Genomic DNA, 20,920 nt, shown 5'->3' on the forward strand with positions numbered 1-20,920 from the left:
ACGCCCCTCGATGTCACCTCACTTCGGCCTTGCGCTCCCCCGCCCACTCGCTACAGTCGGGCTTCATGACCCTCCGCCCCAACATTTCCGGCGAGCGTCTCGCCGGTCACGCCCTCGTTGAGGCCCTCATCGCCCAAGGCGTGGACACCGTCTTTGGTGTCCCCGGCGAAAGTTATCTCGCCGTCCTGGATGGTTTGCATGAGCATCAGGAGCGCATACGCTTCATGGCCTGCCGCCACGAAGGCGGCGCAGCGTTCATGGCCGAGGCGGCGGGCAAGCTCACGGGCCGGCCCGGCGTCTGCCTGGTGACCCGGGCACCGGGCGCGACCAATGCCAGCATCGGCCTGCACACGGCATTTCAAGACTCCACACCCATGGTGCTGCTGATCGGCCAGGTGGCGTCGGATCAGCGGGACCGCGAAGCCTTCCAGGAAGTCGACTACCGCCAGATGCTTGGCCCCGGCACCCTGGGCATGGCCAAATGGGTGGCCGAAGTGCAGGACGCCGACCGCCTGCCCGAATACCTCGCCCGAGCGTTCCACATCGCCCAGCAAGGGCGGCCCGGCCCCGTGGTGCTGGCGCTGCCTGAGGACATGCTCACCACGGTCACCACAGCGCCTGTGTTGCCCCGCGTCACGCCCGCCGTGTCGTGGCCGTCCCCCAGCGATCTGCTGGCCTTGCAGGCGCGGCTGGAGAATGCCGACCGACCCTTGCTGTTGGTGGGGGGCGGGGGCTGGACGCCGCAGGCCTGCGAAGCCCTGGAGCACTTCGCACGCACCTGGCATCTGCCAGTGGCCTGTGGGTTCCGCCGCCAGGATCTCTTTGACAATCGAGACGCGCTGTATGCGGGTGATGTCGGCATTGGCATCAACCCCGCATTGGCGCAACGCGTGCGGGATGCCGACCTGATCATCGCCCTGGGCCCTCGCCTGGGCGAAATGACGACCGGTGGCTACGAACTGCTGCAACCGCCGCGCCCGCATCAGCAGTTGGTGCACATTCACGCAGGAGCGGAAGAACTCGGGCGCGTGTATGCAGCGGACCAGGTGATCCAGGCCAGCATGAGTGTGGCGGCGCTGGCCTTGCAGACGCTACGGCCCGAGGATCACTTTGTCTTCCCATGGACCGAGTGGACATGCTCGGCCCACGCCGATTACCAACGCAATCAGCAGGGGACACCGGTGCAGCCGATGGACATGACCGCCGTGATCCAGCTGCTCAACCGCCTGCTGCCGCCCGACACCATCTTCACCAACGGCGCCGGCAACTACAGCGGCTGGCTGCATCGTTTCCATCGTTACCCCGCCCTCCATCAGAGCGGACGAACCCAACTGGCCCCCACCAGCGGCGCCATGGGGTATGGGTTTCCGGCTGCAGTGGCGGCCAGCCTGCTGCAGAAGGACCGTTGGGTGGTCAACATCGCCGGCGACGGCGACTTCCTGATGACCAGCCAGGAGATGGCCACGGCCATGGCCCATGGGGCGCGCCGGCTGATCTGCCTGGTGGTGGACAACGGCAGCTACGGCACCATCCGCATGCATCAGGAGCGGGAGTACCCCGGCCGCACCAGCGGCAGCGACCTGCACAACCCGGATTTCGCTGCGCTGGCCCGCGCCTACGGCTGGGCCGCCCATACCGCCGAACATACCGAGGCGGTGGAGCCGGCGCTGCGGGACGCCGTACGGACCCAGCAACCGACGCTCATTCACATCAAGTTGCCTGTCGACATCTCCACCAGCCGCACGACACTGACCCGCATCCGGGAGGCAGCCCTTCAACGACAGGCCCGGCCTCGGGGAGAATGAGTGGATGCCTGCATCCGACTCCTCCTCCACTCCCTTCATCCCCTTCACCCTGCGCGGCGAGTTCATTGAACTGGACAAGCTGCTCAAGGTGTGTGGCCTGGTCGACAGTGGCGGCGCCGCCCGCCATCTGATCAGCGAGGGGCAGGTGCAGGTGGACGGTGCGACCGAGTTGCGCAAGACCGCCAAGATCCGCGCCGGCCAGGTGGTGGAATTCGGCGGGCAGCGCATCGAGGTGGCGGCCGCGCCCTGAGCGCGCCTGCAGCATCCGCGGACACCCCCACCATGGTCCGGCGTCGTCGCTCAGTCGAGCCTTTCAGCCGGCCGCAGCCCAGGAGTTTTCGATGACCACCCCCACACCCAGCATCGGCTTCTCAACCTGCGATCTCTGTGATTCGCTGAAGGCGGACACCAGCGGTGCCATCCGCTGGCTGCCGGGCAGCCTCTACCGCAGCTATGGCGGTTTCGCCCGCTTCGCCGGCCCGATCGCCACCGTGCGCTGTCTGGAGGACAACTCCCTGGTGAAGGCCGCCGTGGAAAGCTTTGGCGCTGGTCGTGTGCTCGTGGTGGACGGTGGCGGCTCGCTGCGCCGTTCGCTGGTGGGGGGCAATCTGGCGGCCAGTGCCGCCAAGAACGGTTGGGCCGGGCTGCTGGTTCACGGTGCCGTGCGAGACCTGCAGGAACTCAAGGCGGCCGACATCGGCATCTTTGCCCTTGGCCATGTGCCCATGCCCACCGACCGGCGAGGCCAGGGCGTGGAAGACGTGCCCGTGCAGATCGAAGGCCATTGGCTTCGTCCGGGCGAGTGGATCTATGCGGATGAGGACGGCGTGGTGGTCACCACCGGCCCGGTGCATCCGGCTGGGTGAGTGGTCGAGGCGGCCCACACGTCTACGGGACGGCGGTGACGACGGCTACGGCGATGCCGGCGGCTGCGGCGGTGACGGGCTTGGGGCTGTACGCCCACCTGCGCCCACCTGCGCCCACCTGCGCCCACCTGCGCCGACCTTAGTTGAACAGTGTCAACAACCGATCCAACCCACCGTCCTGAATGGCCACCATGGCCTGGGCGCGCACTTTGGGCTTGGCGTGATAAGCCACCGACAGCCCGGCCGCACCCATCATGATCAGGTCGTTCGCGCCGTCTCCCACCGCGATGCATTGCGCCGGGGTCGCTCCGATCTCCTGCGCGCAGGCCAGCATCATCCGGCGCTTTTCTTCACCGTCGCAAATGTCACCCCAGGCTTGCATGTGCAAGCCGCCCGTGAGCTGTCCGTCGATGATCTCCAGCGCATTGCTGCGCATGAAATCGATGCCCAAGCGCTCGGCCACATGCTGGGCAAAAAACGTGAAGCCGCCCGACACCAGCACCAGCTTCAAACCCGCCGCCTTCAGCGCGGCACACAGTTCCACCGCACCCGGATTGAACTGAAGCCGCTGGGTGAGCACCTCTTCCAGTGCCGAGGCCGGAACGCCCTTGAGCAGGGCCAGCCGGCGGCGCAGGCTGTCCTTGAAATCGGTGATCTCGCCGCGCATGGCCGCTTCAGTGATGGCGGCCACCTCGGCCTTTTTGCCGGCCACGTCTGCGATTTCATCGATGCATTCGATGGAGATCAGGGTGGAGTCCATGTCGAACGCCGCCAGGCGGTAATCGCTCAGGCGCAGCGGCGGGGTGACGTTCTGGAGGACCAGCGGAGACAGCTCGGCAGACATGCAGGATCAGCAGGTTGGGGGCAGGGAGCGTCAGCTTAACCGACGCCAGGGGTGAAGGAGGGCGGTTTCCCTCATGCGGTGGTCGTGGGGGCCCCCAACAGACGGAGTACTTCCCGCACCGCCTGGGCCCGGTCCTTCGGATCGGTCAGGGCCTTGTCGATGCGCAGCTTTTCATTGCCCACCAGCTTGATGTTGCGGTTCTTCTGCACCAGCTCAATCACCCGCAAGGCGTCAATCGGCGGATTGGGGCGGAAGTTGATGTTGATGACGGTCGGTGCCGCATCGATCTTCAAGACGCCATACGGCTTGGCCAATACGCGCAGGCGGTGGGTGTCAAACAGCGTCTGGCCTTGCGGCGGCAGCTTGCCGAAACGGTCGGTGATTTCTTCCAGCATCGCATCGATCTGGTCGGTCTTGTCCGCCGTGGCCAGCCGCTTGTAGAGCGACAAGCGTTGATGCACGTCGCCGCAGTAGGCATCCGGCAGCAGGGCCGGGGCATGCAGGTTGATTTCGGTGGTGGCGGACAAAGGGCTGAGCAGATCCGGTTCACGCCCGGCCTTCAGCGAACGCACCGCTTCCGAGAGCATGTCGTTGTAGAGCTGGAAGCCCACTTCCATCATGTTGCCGCTCTGGTTTTCACCCAGCACTTCACCCGCGCCGCGAATCTCCAGGTCATGCATGGCCAGATAGAAGCCGGACCCCAGTTCTTCCATGTTCTGGATGGCCTCCAGCCGCTGGGCGGCCTGTTTGGTCAGACCTTCGATGTCCGGCACCATCAGATAGGCGTAAGCCTGGTGGTGGGACCGGCCCACACGGCCGCGCAGCTGATGCAATTGAGCCAGCCCGAACTTGTCGGCACGGCTGATCACGATGGTGTTGGCGCTGGGGACGTCGATGCCGGTCTCGATGATGGTGGAGCACAGCAGCAGGTTGTGCTTGCCCCCCACGAACTCCCGCATCACCCGTTCCAGTTCCCGCTCCGGCATCTGGCCATGGGCCACCACGATGCGGGCTTCTGGCAGCAGTTCCTGCAGCTTCATGCGCCGGTTTTCGATGGTTTCCACTTCGTTGTGCAGGAAGTAGACCTGGCCGCCCCGCTTGAGTTCGCGCAGCACCGCTTCCCGGATGGTGCCGCTGTTTTCACTGCGCACGAAGGTCTTGATGGCCAGGCGGCGCTGGGGCGCCGTGGCGATCACGCTGAGGTCGCGCAGGCCTTCCAGCGCCATGCCCAGGGTGCGGGGGATCGGCGTGGCGGTGAGAGTGAGCACATCCACCTCGGCCCGCATCGCCTTCATGGCTTCTTTGTGGCGGACGCCAAAGCGGTGTTCTTCGTCGATCACCAGCAGGCCCAGCCGCTTGAATTTCACATCCGCCGACAGCAGCTTGTGGGTCCCGATGACGATGTCGATGGAGCCATCCGCCAGGCCTTCCATGGCGGCCTTGATTTCCTTGGTGGACCGGAAACGGCTCATCTCGGCCACCTTGACCGGCCATTTGCCGAAGCGGTCCGCAATGTTCTGGAAGTGTTGTTCGGCCAGCAGGGTGGTGGGGGCCAGCACGGCCACCTGCTTGCCACCCATCACGGCCACAAAGGCGGCGCGCAGGGCCACCTCGGTCTTGCCGAAACCCACATCGCCGCAGACCAGCCGGTCCATCGGGCGCGGGCTGATCATGTCCTGGATGACCGCGTGGATGGCCGCCCGCTGGTCGGGGGTCTCCTCAAAACCGAAGCTGGCGGCAAAGGCTTCATAGTCGTGCGGCGAGTAGCGGAAGGCATGGCCTTCACGCGCGGCACGGCGGGCATACAGGTTGAGCAGTTCGGCGGCGGTGTCACGCACCTGTTCGGCGGCCTTGCGTCGGGCCTTGTCCCACTGACCGGAGCCGAGCTTGTGCAGCGGCGCTTCTTCCGGGCTGACACCGGTATAGCGGCTGATCAGATGCAGTTGGGCCACCGGCACATACAAGGTGGCTTTGTCGGCGTATTCCAGATGCAGGAATTCGCTGGGGCCTTCCCCCAGATCGATGTTGATCAGCCCCAGATACCGGCCAATGCCGTGGCTGGTATGCACCACCGGATCACCGACCTTCAGCTCGGACAGGTCCTTGATCAACGCATTGACGTCGCTGACCTGCTCCTGCTTGCGCCGCCGACGGGTGGTCGGTGTGGTGGCAAACAGCTCGGTCTCGGTGAAGAGCTGCAGGATGTGGGGGGCGTCGCCCTCCGCCGCTGCGGGCGCAGTACCCGCCACCGCCGGATTCACCCAGCTGAAACCGGCCGCCAGCGGGGCCGCCGTGATGGCAAAGCGCTCATCGCCGGCCAGGAATTCGGCCAGGTCCTTGACCGAGGGGGGATCGATCTTGTTGTCGCGCAGCAGTTCCAGCAGGCTCTCGCGCCGGCCATCGCTTTCGGCCAGCAGCAGCACCCGATGGTCGGTGCTCTTGAGGTGGCCGGCCAGCCGGGCCAGGGGCTCCTGGGCGCCGCGTTCCACACTCACGTCGGGCAGCGGACGGGCATAGTCCACGGCGTCGCGGCCCCGCACCGACAGCACCGCATGGCGGTGCGTGGCGCCAAAGAAGTCCTCCGGCCGGAGGTAGATCTCTTCGGGCGGCAGGATCGGCCGTTCCGGGTCATGCTGCAGGAAACGATGACGCTCGCGGGTGTCCGCCCAGAAGCGCTGCAGGGCTTCATCGACCTCGCCGTGCAGCACCAGGCCGGCTTCGGCGGGGAGATAGTCGAAGAGGCTGGCGACCTGGTCGAAGAACAACGGCAGGTAGTACTCGATGCCCGCTGTGGCCAGGCCGGTGTCGATGTCCTTGTAGATGCGTGACCGGGTCGGGTCGCCGTCCATCTTCTCGCGCCAGCGGGCCCGGAAGGCCTTGCGGGACGCTTCGTCCATCGGGAATTCACGGCCCGGCAGCAGGCGCACATCCGGCACCGGATACAGGCTGCGCTGGCTGTCCGGATCGAACACACGAATGGAGTCCACCTCGTCGCCAAACAGGTCGACGCGGTAAGGCACGGCCGAGCCCATCGGGAACAGGTCGATCAGACCGCCACGCACCGCATATTCGCCGGGTGACACCACCTGGCTGACATGCTGATAACCGCCGAGCGTGAGCTGCTGCTTGAGCGCCGACTCATCCAGCCGCTGCTTCTGCCGGAAGTTGAAGGTGGTGGCCGCCAGGAAGGACGGCGGGGCCAGCCGGGTGAGCGCGGTGGTGGCGGGCAGCAGCACCACATCCAGGTCGCGGTCGGCCGTGGCCTTGTCATTGGCCTGCAGCAGGCGCCACAAGGTGGCCAGACGCTCGGAAATCAGGTCCTGGTGAGGACTGAAGCTGTCATACGGCAACGTCTCCCAATCCGGAAACACCGCGACCCTCAGCGCCGGGGCGAAGAACTTGAGCTCGTCCTCCAGCCGCTGGGTGTCACCCGGCTCTGCGGTCACCACCACGGTCAGCCGTCCGGCAGCCACCTGCTGGTGTGCAAAGGTGGCCAGCAGCAAGGCATCGGCAGAGCCGATCGGGCGGGGTTGTGTGAAGCGTTTACCAGGAGCGATGGAGGGAAGCTGCATAGCGCACAAATAAGGACAGCCCCGGGAGGGGGCCTGACGGGATTGTAGGGAGTGTGGGCAACCCGCGTGCGGGGGAGGGCTCGTCACAACATGGGGCGTGTGTGGCCGAACCTAGGGGGGGAGTTCCTAACCAGTGGGGTGGTGGCACCTGACTGAAATCCAGGAGTGCGCGGGGCATCCACACAGATGGGGGCAATTGGCCTCGCGAGGGGGAATTTCAAGAATGACCGTCATCGGCAACTCTGCTCACCAAGGTCTGAACCTCGTGTCCTCCATCCGCTTTTCACGTCCACGGGCCCCGGCAATTGTTCCTGCCGCTCCTTCCGTTCCTGCCCCTCCTTTCGCTTCCTCCGCTCCTTCCGCTGCGCCGGCCTGGTGGGCGATCTGGTCTCCCGAGCGTGCGCCATGGGGCCTCGCCGGCCACCGCCTGCGGCAGATCACGCTGGCTGCGGCTGCGGCTGCGGCTGCGGTGGCCCTGGCCCCCGCCTGGGCGCAGGCCCAGGCGCTCCCGCCCGATGCGGGCCTGCTGCAGCTGGACAAGGGGCCGATGAAGCAACCTGCTCGTCCGCAGGAGCTTCCCCGTCCGGTCGATCCACGGCTGGCGGCAGACGCGTCCCCATCTGCGCGCACCGTCGCCATTGATCGCGTGGTGGTGGAGGGCAGTTCACTGGTGTCGCAGGAAGAGTGGGACCAGCGTTTCTTTGACGTGAGTGAGCAGGCGCTGTCGCTGGCTCAGATGCGGGCGCTGGCCGCGCAGGTGCAACGGGTGGTGCAGCAGGCCGGGCGTCCATTCGCCGTAGCGTATCTGCCGCCGCAGGATCTGAGCACCCGCGAACTGGTGATCCGGGTGGTGGAAGGCCGTTATGGTCAGGTCACGGGTCAAGGCGCCCTGGCCAGTGAAGGCGCCGGCTGGATGACGCCCTTGCGTCCCGGCCAGCCGATCGGTCCCGAACTGGAGCGGCAGATGCTGCTGCTGTCGGAGTTGCCTGGGGTGAAGTCAGTGGCAACCGTCTCGCCAGGGGCGCAACCCGGGGATGCGGATGTGTCTGTCGAAGTGACGCCCGCCCGCGCCTGGGGCGGAGAGATTCGCGTGGACAACCATGGCAACCGCTACGCGGGGCGCTATCGCGTGCTGGGTTCCCTGCACGTTGACCGCCTGTTGCTGCTGGGTGACCAACTCAGTCTGGTGGCCGGTACCGGCGATCAAGGTGGTGGGCAGGGCTTGATCGCCTATGCGTTCCCCCTGGGTGCGCAAGGGGTTCGGCTGGAACTGTCCGGCGGCTTCAGCCGCTACCAGCTGGGCAAGGAATTCGACATCCTGGATGCCAGCGGCAACGTGGCCACCGTGGCGGGCACGGTGTCCGTTCCGCTGCAGGTCACGCAGCGCAGCCGTGTGACCTGGCAGACCGGTCTGCAGGGCCAGCGCATCTCCAATCGGCAGCGGCTGTTTGAGGTGGAAGACGCACGTACCGGTGTGGCCTGGCTCAACACGGTGCAGGCCACCCGTTGGTTGTCCGGCGGGGGGGCGATGTGGGGTAGGGTCTCCGCAGAAACCGGTCGGATCCGCCTGAACGACGATCTCTCACGCCAGACCGACGCGCTCACGGCACGCACCGCGGGTGCGTATCTGCTGGTGAGCCTGGATGCCTCGGCGGTGCAGCCGCTGGGGGACTGGTCCGTGTATGGCCATGTGGCCGGGCAGGTGGCGGACCGCAATCTTGATCCGTCCAAGAAATGGGTGCTGGGGGGCCCCAACGGCGTAAGGGCCTGGCCCGCCTCTGAGGGGTCCGGCGATGACGGTGCTCTGGCCCAGGTGGAGCTGCGGCGCCAGATGGGCGGCTTCCAGCCCTTCGCCTTCTTCGATGCCGGGCGTGTGCAGATCAATCACCAGCCCTGGGTCGAGGGGCGCAATTCCCGCTCGATGGCCGGCGCCGGTGTGGGCCTGCGCATGACGCAAGGGCCTTGGCAGTTGCAAAGCACAGCGGGCTGGCGCATTGGTGCCGGCCACAAGGCGCCGCAGTCCGATCCGGGGGCGGGTGCCATGCAGTTCTGGCTCAGCCTCGGTTATCAGCTGTGATGCCACAGCGGTTGTGATCCCTTCGTGATGGTCCGCCTTCGCATGGCCAGCGGCGGCATGCGGCGGCGTCAAGTTCCTGTTCTAAAGGCAATTCCATGCATCTCCTCAGCAATGCCGCTCAAGGCGGTTTGTCCTCCCATTCACGGTGGTCGCGCGGCGGCCGACATGCGTCGTCCTATGTCGGAGGCGTGTTCGCGTTGTCCGTGCTGAGCCAGGCCATGGCCCAGACCCAGCCTCCGGCACCCGCCGCATTGCCCACCATGCCCACTGTCGTGGCCGGGCAGGCGTCTCTGTCCACGGCGGGCACCACCCTCACGATCAAGCAAACCACCGACAAGCTCATCACCAACTGGGCCGGATTCAACATCAGCGCCGGCAATACGGTCAGCTTTGAACAACCCAGTGCGAAGGCGGTCGCCCTCAATCGGGTGAAGGGTACCGGCAACAGCAAGATCGACGGCACGCTGACCAGCAATGGTCGCGTGTTCCTGGTTAATCCCAATGGCGTGATCTTCGGGGCGGGCGCCAGTGTGGCGGTAGGCAGCCTGGTGGCGTCCACGCTCGACATCAAGGACGACGATTTCGTTCGCGGCAGCTACCGCTTTTCCGGCAGCGGTGGCTCGGTGGAAAACAACGCGCGCATCCTTGCCGGCACGGCGTCCAACGATGCCTACGTGGCGCTGATTGGTGGGGCCGTGACCAACACGGGTGCGCTTCATGCCGGGGAGAACGGCACGGTCGCCATGGGCGCGGGCGCGGATGTGACGCTGGATCTGGGCGGTCCCGTGAGATTGCGGGTGAACCAGGGGCTGGCGGATGCCGTGATCACCCACTCCGGCAGCGCTTATGCAGGCGGGGGCCAGGTGGTGTTGTCGGCCCTGGGAACCAGCGCGATGCATGCCGGTGTCATCAACCAGACGGGCATCCTGAATGCGGAAAACCTGGCGCAGGGGCCGGGCGGCAGTGTCCTGCTAACGGCCGATGGCGGCACGATCAACGCCAGCAACGAATTAAATGCCTCGGGTCGGACAGGGGGCGGAACGATCGACTTGCGGGCGAACAAGCTTGAGATCGCCGGCACCCTCAAGGCGGACGCCCAGAGCGGAGACGGTGGGCAGATCAGCCTGGGCGCCACGGGCGACCTGCAATTCAAGGCGGCTGGTGTGATCAGCGCCAGTGGTGACAACGGAGGATTCGCGTCGCTCCAGTCGGATGGCCAGTTGCTGGTGGCCGGCAGCATCGACGCCGCTGGTCGCGGGGCGGGGACTGGCGGCATTGTGGGCCTTGAGGCGGGCAGTGCGCTGACCTTGATGAAGAGCGCGAAGGTGCAAAGCGCTCATTCGCTGGATTCGGGCGGGTCCATCACCGTGATCGATGCGGTGCTGAAGGTGGGCAGCAACGGCGGACTGAACGAAGTGGCAGCGACCCAATTGGGCGGCTGGCTGGATGCTGGGCATGACGTGCAACTCGGCGCCCAGCAGGACCTGACGGTGGATGCTGCTGTCACGTCTACCAAACGTGGTGGGTTGGGATTGACCGCGGGGCGGTCCGTGCTGCTCAACGCTTCTTTGGACCTTGGCCAGTCCAGCGTGTCGGTGGTAGCAAATAGCCAGGACGCTGATCTGAAGGCCGGACGTGGCACCGGGCTGGGTTCGGTCACCATGGCCCAAGGGACCCATCTGGTGTCCAGTGGCGACGTGTCGCTGAAGGTCGATGGCGACGCCGCAGGGGCCCAGGCCGGTGTCATCACACTCGCCCGGGTCGAAACCGGCACGCTGAATCTGGAGTCGGTCCGCATGGCCGCCACGCTGGAAGCCAACAACAAGGTGTATGACGGCACCACGGCGGTGACGGTCAAGTCGCTCAGTACCACCGGCCTGGATTTGACGAACAGCAATCTGAGCCTGAGCAACGACCTGGCCTTTGTTAACAAACAGGTCGGTACGGCCAAGTCCATCGAGGGGCGCATTGCGGTGAAGGGGTTCGACACGGCCGATCCTTTGCGGACCGCAGCCCTGCGCAATCGCGGGGACGAGGTCACCGTGAGCGGGCAGGCGGACATCACACCCCGGCAGCTGACGCTCAGCCAACTGAGCGCCAGCGACAAAGTCTATGACGGCCAGACCACGGCGACCGGCCGGATCGGTGCTGATGACCGCATCGCAGGCGATCAACTGAGCCTCTCCTGGACAGCCGCCTTCGATAACAAGCAAGTGGGCACCAACAAGCAGGTGCAGTTCAGCAACGTCATCTTGCAGGGCGCGGACGCCGGCAACTACACGCTGGACGCCACCGGACTGGCGACGCAGGCCAGCATCACCAAACGCATGCTGACGGTCAGTGAGTTGACGGCGCAGGACCGGATCTATGACGGTACGACGGACGCTACCGTCGCCTTTGCGAAGGACAACCGCGTGGCTGGTGATGACCTGACGCTGGCAGCGCAAGGCAGTTTCGACAACAAGCGGGCGGGAACCGGCAAGCTTGTGACGGTGACCGATGTCGCGCTGTCTGGTGCCGACGCCGCCAACTACGAGCCGGACTACGAAGGTCACACCACACGCGCCAACATTGACACGCGGCTGCTCAGCCTGAATTCCCTACGAGCCCAGGACAAGATCTATGACGGCAACCGTGACGCCAAGGTCGCCTATGGTGCTGACGACCGGGTGGCGGGAGACGATCTGCGGGTGTTGGCCATCGGCAGCTTTGACGACCGGAATGTGGGTGTTGGCAAGCGGGTGACGGTCACCGATGTGAAGTTGTCGGGCGGTGATGCGGCCAACTATCGCGTCGACGCTGTGGGCGCAACCACCACGGCCAGCATCGACCAACGCCTGCTTTCCCTGAGCGACCTGGTGGCGCTGGACAAGGTGTATGACCGGACGTTGGAGGCGCAGGTGTCGGCCGGCAAGGACGACCGGGTGAAGGGCGATCAGCTGCAGGCGGCCCTGACCGGCCAGTTCGACAGCCGCCACGCGGGCCGGAACAAGACGGTGACCGTGACCGGCATCCAACTGACCGGCGACGATGCCGGCAACTATCGGGTGACGGACCAGCCGCTGACCACACAAGCGTCGGTGACACCGCGGACGCTGGGCGTCAGCATCACTGCGTCTGACAAGGTCTATGACGGCCAGGCCGATGCCACCGTCCACTTCAGCGACGACCGACTGTCTGGCGATCACCTCACCTTGGTCGGGGGGCGCAGTCAGTTTGCTGATGCCAATGCTGGCAAGGACAAGCAGGTCACGGCCTCCCAGTGGCAGTTGGCAGGGGAAGACGCTGGCAACTACGTGCTGAATGCACCCCTTTGGCACACCCGCGCCACCATGACGCCCCGTCTTTTGCAAATCACGGCGCCATCGCCGATTCCGTTCGACAAGTTCATGCGTCCGCAGACGATCGTGATCGGTCACGACGCCTTGGTTACCGACACCGTCCAGGTGGTCGCACAGGCCTTGAAGTGGGGGCCAGCGCCAGGTTTCACCCGGGCGGTCACCTTGTCAGACCTGAAGATTGAAGGCCCGGCTGCTGGCAACTATCGGCTGGACGTCCCCGGTGTGACGGCGGCGGCCACGGTGTCGGCGCCCCTTCCGCTGCCAGGCGCCAGTGGGTCGCTGTTGTGCTCAGCCCCCAGCCCATCTGCCTGCGGTGCAGGGGCCACACGCACGCCTGGCTCGACGGCGTCGCAAGCGCTGGTCATCCAGGCCGAGGGCGTGCGGGTGCCTGCGGATCGGCTGCAGATTGGGGGGGAGTGAAGCGCCTCAAGGTGCAGGCTGGATGGGCACTGTACGTCCGCGCGGCTGAGCCGCGCGGGCTCTGAGTTGCCCGCATCCGCCCTCCACATCCTGGCCAGCCGAATCCCTCAGCTTGGTCAGGATGCCCCGCTGGTGCAGCCGGCGGGCGATGTCGCGCGCCTTCTCCCAGTCGGGACGCTGGAAGGGCAGCTCCGGTACGCTGTTGTAGGGGATCATGTTCAGTACTCCGTACTTCCCCTTCAGCAGGCCGACGATGGCGTCCAGCTCATCCTCACCGTCGTTCACGCCGTCCAAGAGCGTCCACTGGTATTGAATCGGGTAGCCCGTTTCGCGGGCATACCGCTCGCCGGCGGTCACAATCTCGGCCGGGGTCAGCCGGGGTGCCCGGGGCAGCAGTTCGCGCCGAAGGTCTGCCTTGGTGGTGTGCAGCGACAGGGCCAGCGCGGGTTTCACCGCGCCGCTGGCCAGCCGCTCAAAAACACGCGGATCCCCCACCGTGGAGAACACCAGGTTCTTGTGGCCGATGTTGCCCACCGTACCCAGCAGGTGAATGGCTTCCATCACCGCCTCCAGGTTGTGGGAAGGTTCTCCCATGCCCATGAAGACCACCTTCTTCACGGCGCGCTGACGGCGCGCCAGGGCCACCTGCGCCACGATTTCGGCGCTGGAAACCTGGCGAATCAGGCCGTCCCGACCGGTCATGCAGAACTGGCACCCCACTGCGCAGCCCACCTGGCTGGAGACACACAGCCCGTCACGCGGTAGCAGCACACTCTCCACCGTCTGGCCATCCTGCAGCTTCACCAGCAGACGCGCAGAGCCGTCGGTGCCCGGGTGCGATTCCACCAACGTGGCCAGCCCGTCCAACTCCTCCATCAGACCTGGCAGAGCTTCACGCACCGCCTGCGGCAGGAAATGCTCCAGCTGGCGGCGTCCGTGGCTCAGGGGCAGGGCCTGCACCCAATGGCGCAGGACACGTTGCCGATGGGCCGGGTTGGCGCCCAAGGCGGTCAGGCGATGCTCGATGTCGGCGATGGAGAACACGGTGGTGGGAGGTGAGCGCGCGGGGCTTTGAGCCTGCGTCATGAGGGTGAACGAAACGGTGGAGCAGGCGTCCTGCCCTGGATTCTCGCCGAACTACGGTGGCGGCATTCCACCGCCGGTGCTGGCGTCAGCCCGCCAGCGCCGCTCAAGCTGAGGGGCGGACGATCGGCTCAGCCAACATGCGGCGCGCAGGTGCCGGACATGCGGCGGACATGCGGCGGACAGGCTGCGACCCGGCAGCGGTCACACAGACCGGCGGCGGACACACGGCACAATCACGCCCCATGAGCGACTTTCCGATAGGCGTGGTGCCTCGTTGTTTTGCCCTGGTGCCCGCAGCGGGTGTTGGCGCCCGGTCCGGTGCGGACCGCCCCAAGCAGTATGTACCGCTGGCCGGCCAGGCGATGATCGCCCACACGCTGGCGGCTTTGGCCGCCGTGCCTCGCATCGAGGCCACGCTGGTGGTGCTGTCGCCGCAGGACGATCAGTTCGAACAGGCGGTGCCCGGCTTCAGCGGTCCGAGGTCCTGGGTGGCCCGTTGTGGCGGAGATTCCCGCGCGGAAACCGTGGCCAACGGCCTGCAGGTCCTGCGAGCGCAGGGCGTCCAGCCCCACGACTGGGTGCTGGTGCATGACGCTGCCCGTTGCCTGCTGCAGCCGGCCTGGGTGGAACGTCTGATCGACGAATGCGAAGACGACGAGGTCGGCGGACTGCTCGCGCTGCCGGTGGCTGACACGCTCAAATCAGCGGACCCTGACGCCGCTATCGTTGCATCCACCGCATCCACCGCATCCACCGCATCCGCGAACGCTGCATCCGGCACCGCAGCCAACCCCTCGAATCCCGAGCCCGTCCCCGCACCCATCCCCGCACCGGCCCCGCGCGTGGCCGCTACGGTGGACCGTCGCGGCAAATGGGCCGCACAGACCCCGCAGATGTTTCGCTGGGGCCTCCTCGCACCGGCGCTGGCAGGATCGCTGGAAGGTGTGACGGACGAGGCCAGCGCGATCGAGGCGTTGGGACATCGTCCACGTCTGGTGGAAGCGTCGATGGAGAATTTCAAGGTCACCTGGCCAGCCGACTTTGCGCTGGCCGAGCGCCTGCTGCGAAGTCGATGAGCCGGGCCATGCCCACGACTGAACGACCGGACCCGGCAGACCTATCGGACCTATCGGACCCATCCGACGAATGGCCCGATTGAACCCGGCCCCGATCCCGCTACCGATCAACCACACTCACGAGATCTCTATGCAGACCCCATTCCGAATTGGCGAAGGTTGGGACACCCATGCCCTGGTGGCGGGCCGTCCCTTGATCCTGGGCGGCGTGACCATCCCGCACACCCACGGCCTGCTGGGCCATTCCGATGCGGATGCCCTGGCGCATGCCATCACCGATGCGCTGCTGGGTGCAGCGGCGCTGGGCGATATCGGCAAGCTCTTTCCGGACACCGCCGCCGAGTTCAAAGGCGCGGATTCCATGGTGCTGCTGGCCGAGGCCTACCGCCGTGTGAAGGAGACCGGCTGGGTGATCGGCAATCTGGACAGCACCATCATCGCGCAGGCGCCCAAGATGGCGCCTCACATCGTGGCGATGCGGCAGCGGCTGGCCGAGGTGCTGGGTATTGATGCCCAGCAAATCAACGTCAAGGCCAAGACGGCAGAGAAGATGGGTCCGGTGGGCGAATTGCGCGCCATCGAGGCCCGCGCGATCTGTCTGCTGGTGCAGGCCTGAGGGTTGCAGCCCTCAGCGCTCTGGCTGCCACCTGCCACCTGCCACCTGCCACCTGCAGACTGCACCCGCGTTTCAGGGGTTCGCGCGCTTCAACCGCAGTTGCGCCACAAACCCGCTGTCTTCCGCATTGGTCAGACGCAGTTGGGCACCCAGCCGCTGAATCGACTTCTCCACGATGGCCAGACCCAGGCCCGCCCCCGTGGCGGCCGTGCGGGCGCTGTCGCCGCGATAGAAGGGAGTGGTCAGCTTCGCCAGCTTGTCCGGCGGCACGCCCGGCCCGTGGTCGCGCACGGTCAGCAGCACCCAGGCACTATCCGCCTCGGCCGTGACTTCCACACGCGCCGGTTCGTCGGCATGCCGCCCATAACGGCGGGCGTTCTCGAACAGGTTCAGCAGGATGCGACCAAATTCCGTCGGGTCGGTCCAGATGCGCAGCGCCGCCGACAAGCGCACGCTGATCTGGATCTGCGCCGGGTCCCGGAAGCCCTGGGCTTCGCGCTCCACCAGTTCGCGCAGGTTCATGGCTGTGAGTTGCAGCTCGCTGGGGCGGGCGTAGTCCATGAACTTGTTGATGATCGCGTCCAGTTGATCGATGTCCTGGGCGATGAACTGACGGGCCTGCTCGTCCGTCACGCTCATTTCCGCTTCCAGGCGCAAACGGGCCAGCGGTGTGCGCAGGTCGTGGGAGATGCCCGCCAGCATCACGCTGCGGTCTTCTTCCATCTTGGCCAATTCCCGCGCCATCCGGTTGAAGCCCATGTTCACCTCGCGGATCTCGCTGGTGAGGGTGCTTTCGTCCAGACGGGAGTCGTATTCCCCCTCGCGGATGCGGCTGGCCGCAATCGACAACTCGCGCAGCGGTTGGTTGATCAGCCGTGCAATGGCCGCAGCGCCCAACAGCGAGGCGCCCAGCGCAATGACGATCCACCACCAGTTGCTGGACATGTTGGCCTGCAGCGGCGCGGGATTGGTCTGCAGCCAGAACTGATCAGGGCCGACATCAAAACGCACCCACAGGCCGGGCACGCCGTTCAGGCCGCTGGCCAGCACCGTCTGCGGCCCCAGGCGGGACACCAGCTCCTTGCGCAGGCGCTGGGCAAACGGCGTGTTTTCATAAGGCATCCAGCGGTCGGTGGTTTCGGCCACCTCCACCTGCACCGCCTCGCTGCGCGCCAGTGACTTGACCACCGCCACCCGGTTGATGGAGTCGGTGCTGGACAGCGCCACACGGGACAGGTTCACCAGGCCCGCCAACTGCTGCGCAGCTTCCAGGGCCTTGGGCTCCGCTTCCAGCGCCTTGAATGTCTGCTGCCACGCCAACACCCCCGCAGCCAGCAGCAGGGCCAGCAACGCGAAGGTTCGCCAGAAGAGGTTGAGCGCTAAGCGAGGTGGAGTCACGGCGGGTGAAGGCTTTCCGTCGGAGGACGTGGGGAGGGCTGGACGCGCCGCAGGGGTTCCGGTCAGCCCCCAGGGCTGGGCCGGGCCGGGTTCGTGCGGTTGAAGGCGGTCGGAAGCGAGGCTCAGGCCGCTTCGTCAGGCACGAACACGTAGCCCACGCCCCAGACCGTCTGGATAAAGCGCGGCTGGGCCGGGTCTTCTTCCAGCAGCTTGCGCAGTCGCGACACCTGAACGTCCAGGCTGCGGTCGAACGGTTCGAACTCGCGGCCACGGGCCAGCATCGCCAGCTTGTCGCGCGACAGCGGCTGACGGGGATGCCGCACCAGTGCCTTCAGCATCGAGAACTCTCCGGTGGTCAGCGGCACCGGTTCGCCGTTCTTCGACAGGCGGCGCAGCGCCAGGTCGAATTCGAACGGGCCGAAGTTCACCGTCATCGGCTCCTTCGACGGTGCGCCCGGTGCTTCCGGCGGCGGACGGCGGCGCAGCACCGCATTGATGCGGGCCAGCAGTTCACGGGGGTTGAAGGGCTTGGCCAGATAGTCGTCCGCGCCCACTTCCAGGCCGACGATGCGGTCCACCTCTTCGACCTTGGCGGTCAGCATGATGATCGGCGTGCTGTCGCCAGCGGCGCGCAAGCGGCGGCAGATGGACAAACCATCTTCACCGGGCAGCATCAAATCGAGCACGATCAGATCGACCGTCTCGCGGGTGAGCTGCTTGTTCAGCGCCTTGCTGTCTTCGGCCAGCAAGACTTCGAATCCCTCTTGCGCCAGATACCGGCGCAGCAGGTCGCGAATGCGTGCATCGTCGTCCACGACCAAGACGCGGTTGGGGCGGGTGTTGCTCTGCATGGCGGCCACTCCTGAATTTGTAACAACGGCACTGTAAGCGCGTTTTTTCGGCTTGTTTGCGGTATGCAGCAGCCCTTACGGCTTCGTTACAACTTATGTAACGCGGCCGGTCATCCTTGGCAGTCTGGGAGGTCGTTATGCTGGTTACCCCTGACTTTTGAGGATCCCGCATGACACGAAAGCAACACTGGTTGTTGATGGGCACGCTGCTGGCGGCTGCTGCGACGGCCCCGTTGGCGCAGGCGCAGGCCCCGGCCGCGCGCACCGATGTGCTCAATCTGCAGGCCTCCGCCAGCACCGAAGTAGCGCGCGACATGCTGTCGCTGACCTTTTCCACCACGCGGGAGGGCAAGGAAGCTGCAGGTGTGCAGACCGAGCTGAAGCAAGCGCTGGAAGCCGCGCTGGTGGAAGCTCGCAAGGTGGCCAAGCCGGGGCAGGTGGAGGTGCAGGCTGGGGGCTTCTCGGTCTATCCGCGGTATGGCCAGCCGAAGATCAGCAGTGCCAATGCTGCGCCGCAGATCACTGGCTGGCAGGGCAGTGTGGAGTTGGTGGTGAAGGGGCGCGACATGGAGACCATCTCGCGCCTGACCAGCCGCATCCAGACGCTGTCGATCGCCGGTGTGAGCTACGGGCTGTCGCGCGAGGCCCGTGAAAAGGCTGAGGAGACCGTGGTGGCGGATGCCATCACCAACTACAAGACCAAGGCGGGTCTGTATGCCAAGCAGTTCGGCTATCGGGGCTTCCAGATTGGTGAGGTCAGCGTGAACGCTGATGGTGGCGCGTCGGAGATGGCGGCGGCGGCGCCTCGCTTCAAGGCGATGGCGACCGCGTCGTCGGACATGGCCCTGCCTGTGGAGTCCGGCAAGACCCTGGTCACGGTCAGCGTCAGCGGCAACGTCGTGATGACTCGCTAACCCGCCTCCCCGCTGATACCCACCCCGGCGCTCGCAGCCAGACGGCTGCGAGCTGGCTTTGCCGGGCACCAGTCGCCCCTTTGGGGCCCATTGCTGGCGGCAAAAGGACTTAGCTAGGGGCCTATCCAACCAGACTGCCGGGCTCCGGCCCTGCCGGGGGGCCAGTCGCCCTTTAGGGGCCCACCAAGGTGCAGAAGGGCCTCACCGGTGCTCACCTGGGCCTTCACCCAGCCAGACTGCGGGGATCCGGCTCCGCCGGGCCCCCAGTCGCCCCCTGGGGGGCCGCCGCAGGCGGTAGGGGGGGCAAACCCTTTCACTGCGCTGTCCAGCCCCCGTCCATCGCCCACGCCTGCCCGCGCACATTCACCGCCGCATCCGAGCACAGGAAAACGGTGAGGGCGCCCAGTTCCTCTGGCGTCGTGAACTGCAGCGAAGGCTGCTTCTCCGCCAGCAGTTGCCGCTTCGCCTCGGCCACATCCAGCCCTTCCTTCTCGGCCCGCGCATCAATCTGCTTCTGCACCAGCGGTGTCAGCACCCAGCCCGGGCAGATGGCGTTGACAGTCACCGGCACGGTTGCCGTCTCCAGCGCCGCCGACTTCGTCAGACCGATCAGGCCATGTTTGGCGGCCACATAGGCCGACTTGCCTGCCGAAGCCACCAGACCGTGGGTGGACGCGATGTTGATGATGCGTCCCCAGTTGCGCTTTTTCATGCCCGGCAAGGCCAGTCGCATCGTGTGAAAGGCGCTGGACAGGTTGATGGCCAAGATGGCGTCCCACCGGTCCACCGGAAAATCCTCCACATTCGCGACGAACTGGATGCCGGCGTTGTTTACCAGGATGTCGCAGCCGCCAAAATCCTTGTCGATCGTGGCCATCATGTCCTCGATCTCCGCCGGCTTACTCATGTCGGCACCGTGATAACCCACCCGGATGGCGTGATCCTTGCCTGCTGCTTCGACTTCCTTGCGAGGACCTTCGGAATCTCCGAAACCGTTGAGCACCACATGGGTGCCCTGTCGCGCGAGTGTCAGGGCAATCCCCAAGCCGATGCCGCTGGTGGATCCAGTCACTAGTGCTGTCTTGCCTTTCAACATGCCAGGTCCTCTTCAGGGTTGTTAGGATGGAGCAAAGGATACGAGTGATGTCTGAACCCTTGTTGAAAAAAGTCCAGGCGCTGAGCCCTTGTGGTCTTCACCAGATGGCCTATTGGGAGTGGGGGCTGCCCGACAACCCTCGCGTGCTGGTGTGCGTGCACGGCCTTTCCCGCCAGGGCAGGGACTTCGATGCCATTGCGCGCCGCCTGAGCAGCCGTTACCGGGTGATCTGCCCCGACGTGGTCGGCCGGGGCGAGTCCGACTGGCTGGGCGATCCCCGCAACTACCAGTTGCCGCAGTACGTCTCGGACATGGTGACGCTGCTGGCGCGGCTGGGCGTCTCCCAGGTGGATTGGCTGGGCACCTCCATGGGAGGGTTGATCGGCCTGGCCCTGGCGGCCATGCCATCCAGCCCGGTGGCCCGCCTGATCCTCAATGATGTGGGCCCCACTATCGAATACGGGGCGTTGCAGCGCATCTCCGGCTATTTGGGGCGCGCCCCACAGTTTGAGAACTGCCAGCAGGGCGCCGAATACCTGCGCGGCATTTCCGAAGGGTTTGGACCGCATACGGACGAGCAATGGCTGGAGCTGTCCCGCCCTATGTTCAAGGCAGATGGCGATCGTTGCCGACTGCATTACGACCCCCGTATCGGCCAGGGCCTGGCCGGCCTGACGCCGGAACTTGCCAAGGCGGGAGAAGCGCAGTTGTGGGCGGCTTATGACGCCGTACGGTGTCCGACGCTGCTGTTGCGTGGCTTGGACTCAGACCTGCTCTCCGCTGCCACCGCACAGGCCATGACCACGCGCGGGCCCAAGGCCCGGGTGGTGGAGTTCGCGGGGGTGGGCCATGCTCCCACCGTGGTGACCGAAGACCAGATTGCCGTGGTGGAAGCCTTCCTGGAGGAGGGCGGGCATTGACCTGGTCCGGGCCTTGGCAGCCCGGCGCATCCAGAATC

At 65.9% G+C, this 20,920-nt stretch carries 15 protein-coding genes; 9 read left to right on the top strand and 6 right to left on the bottom strand.

The window, feature by feature from the left end; all coding sequences use genetic code 11:
• Window positions 1-65: 65 nt before the first annotated feature.
• The 3 genes from OU995_RS13560 (at window position 66) to rraA (ending at window position 2,671) form a co-directional block, all read left to right on the top strand.
• Window positions 66-1,805 (top strand): thiamine pyrophosphate-binding protein, encoded by a 1,740-nt coding sequence (locus tag OU995_RS13560; protein WP_267836072.1) that lies wholly within the window; start codon window positions 66-68, stop codon window positions 1,803-1,805.
• 4 nt (window positions 1,806-1,809) lie between these two features.
• Entirely contained in the window at window positions 1,810-2,055 is a 246-nt protein-coding gene (locus OU995_RS13565; protein WP_267836073.1) for an RNA-binding S4 domain-containing protein, read from the top strand.
• Window positions 2,056-2,146: 91 nt separating this feature from the next.
• Complete coding sequence (gene rraA, locus OU995_RS13570; protein WP_267836074.1) at window positions 2,147-2,671, top strand: ribonuclease E activity regulator RraA; 525 nt, start codon at window positions 2,147-2,149, stop codon at window positions 2,669-2,671.
• A gap of 139 nt (window positions 2,672-2,810) precedes the next feature.
• Here rraA and serB read toward each other — a convergent pair whose 3' ends face one another.
• Window positions 2,811-3,515 carry a phosphoserine phosphatase SerB gene (gene serB / locus OU995_RS13575; protein ID WP_267836075.1) on the bottom strand — a complete coding sequence of 235 codons (705 nt, stop codon included), beginning with the start codon at window positions 3,513-3,515 and terminating at the stop codon, window positions 2,811-2,813.
• A gap of 71 nt (window positions 3,516-3,586) precedes the next feature.
• Complete coding sequence (mfd, locus tag OU995_RS13580) at window positions 3,587-7,087, bottom strand: transcription-repair coupling factor (protein WP_267836076.1); 3,501 nt, start codon at window positions 7,085-7,087, stop codon at window positions 3,587-3,589.
• Between the two features lie 223 nt (window positions 7,088-7,310).
• Between mfd and OU995_RS13585 the strand changes: the two genes are divergently transcribed.
• Both OU995_RS13585 and OU995_RS13590 read left to right on the top strand, forming a co-directional pair.
• Entirely contained in the window at window positions 7,311-9,164 is a 1,854-nt protein-coding gene (locus OU995_RS13585; RefSeq protein WP_267836077.1) for a ShlB/FhaC/HecB family hemolysin secretion/activation protein, read from the top strand.
• Window positions 9,165-9,259: 95 nt separating this feature from the next.
• Window positions 9,260-12,925 (top strand): YDG domain-containing protein, encoded by a 3,666-nt coding sequence (locus tag OU995_RS13590; RefSeq protein ID WP_267836078.1) that lies wholly within the window; start codon window positions 9,260-9,262, stop codon window positions 12,923-12,925.
• A 6-nt stretch (window positions 12,926-12,931) separates the two neighbouring features.
• On the opposite strand, the gene OU995_RS13595 is transcribed toward OU995_RS13590, so the two are convergent.
• Window positions 12,932-14,011, bottom strand: a complete 1,080-nt coding sequence (locus tag OU995_RS13595) for an RNA methyltransferase (RefSeq protein WP_267836079.1) — start codon at window positions 14,009-14,011, stop codon at window positions 12,932-12,934.
• Between the two features lie 242 nt (window positions 14,012-14,253).
• Here OU995_RS13595 and OU995_RS13600 point away from each other — a divergent pair, with 242 nt between their 5' ends.
• Together OU995_RS13600 and ispF are read left to right on the top strand one after the other, a co-directional pair.
• Window positions 14,254-15,087, top strand: a complete 834-nt coding sequence (locus OU995_RS13600; RefSeq protein WP_267836080.1) for an IspD/TarI family cytidylyltransferase — start codon at window positions 14,254-14,256, stop codon at window positions 15,085-15,087.
• A gap of 130 nt (window positions 15,088-15,217) precedes the next feature.
• The gene (ispF, locus tag OU995_RS13605) at window positions 15,218-15,703 is read left to right on the top strand and encodes a 2-C-methyl-D-erythritol 2,4-cyclodiphosphate synthase (RefSeq protein ID WP_267836081.1); all 486 of its coding nucleotides are present in this window, start codon (window positions 15,218-15,220) and stop codon (window positions 15,701-15,703) included.
• A gap of 72 nt (window positions 15,704-15,775) precedes the next feature.
• Here ispF and OU995_RS13610 read toward each other — a convergent pair whose 3' ends face one another.
• On the bottom strand, window positions 15,776-17,101 hold the full coding sequence (locus tag OU995_RS13610) for an ATP-binding protein (RefSeq protein WP_058935903.1): 1,326 nt from the start codon (window positions 17,099-17,101) through the stop codon (window positions 15,776-15,778).
• A 122-nt stretch (window positions 17,102-17,223) separates the two neighbouring features.
• Window positions 17,224-17,952 (bottom strand): two-component system response regulator OmpR, encoded by a 729-nt coding sequence (ompR, locus tag OU995_RS13615; protein WP_092943060.1) that lies wholly within the window; start codon window positions 17,950-17,952, stop codon window positions 17,224-17,226.
• Window positions 17,953-18,122: 170 nt separating this feature from the next.
• Here ompR and OU995_RS13620 point away from each other — a divergent pair, with 170 nt between their 5' ends.
• Window positions 18,123-18,866, top strand: coding sequence for an SIMPL domain-containing protein (locus OU995_RS13620; RefSeq protein ID WP_267836082.1), 744 nt, complete (start codon window positions 18,123-18,125; stop codon window positions 18,864-18,866).
• A gap of 313 nt (window positions 18,867-19,179) precedes the next feature.
• Here the strand turns inward: OU995_RS13620 and OU995_RS13625 are convergent, their stop codons facing one another.
• Entirely contained in the window at window positions 19,180-19,962 is a 783-nt protein-coding gene (locus OU995_RS13625) for a 3-hydroxybutyrate dehydrogenase (protein ID WP_267836083.1), read from the bottom strand.
• A 47-nt stretch (window positions 19,963-20,009) separates the two neighbouring features.
• Here OU995_RS13625 and OU995_RS13630 point away from each other — a divergent pair, with 47 nt between their 5' ends.
• On the top strand, window positions 20,010-20,882 hold the full coding sequence (locus OU995_RS13630; protein WP_267836084.1) for an alpha/beta fold hydrolase: 873 nt from the start codon (window positions 20,010-20,012) through the stop codon (window positions 20,880-20,882).
• Window positions 20,883-20,920 lie beyond the last annotated feature (38 nt).

The organism is Roseateles sp. SL47 (assembly GCF_026625885.1).
Taxonomy (GTDB): domain Bacteria; phylum Pseudomonadota; class Gammaproteobacteria; order Burkholderiales; family Burkholderiaceae_C; genus Roseateles.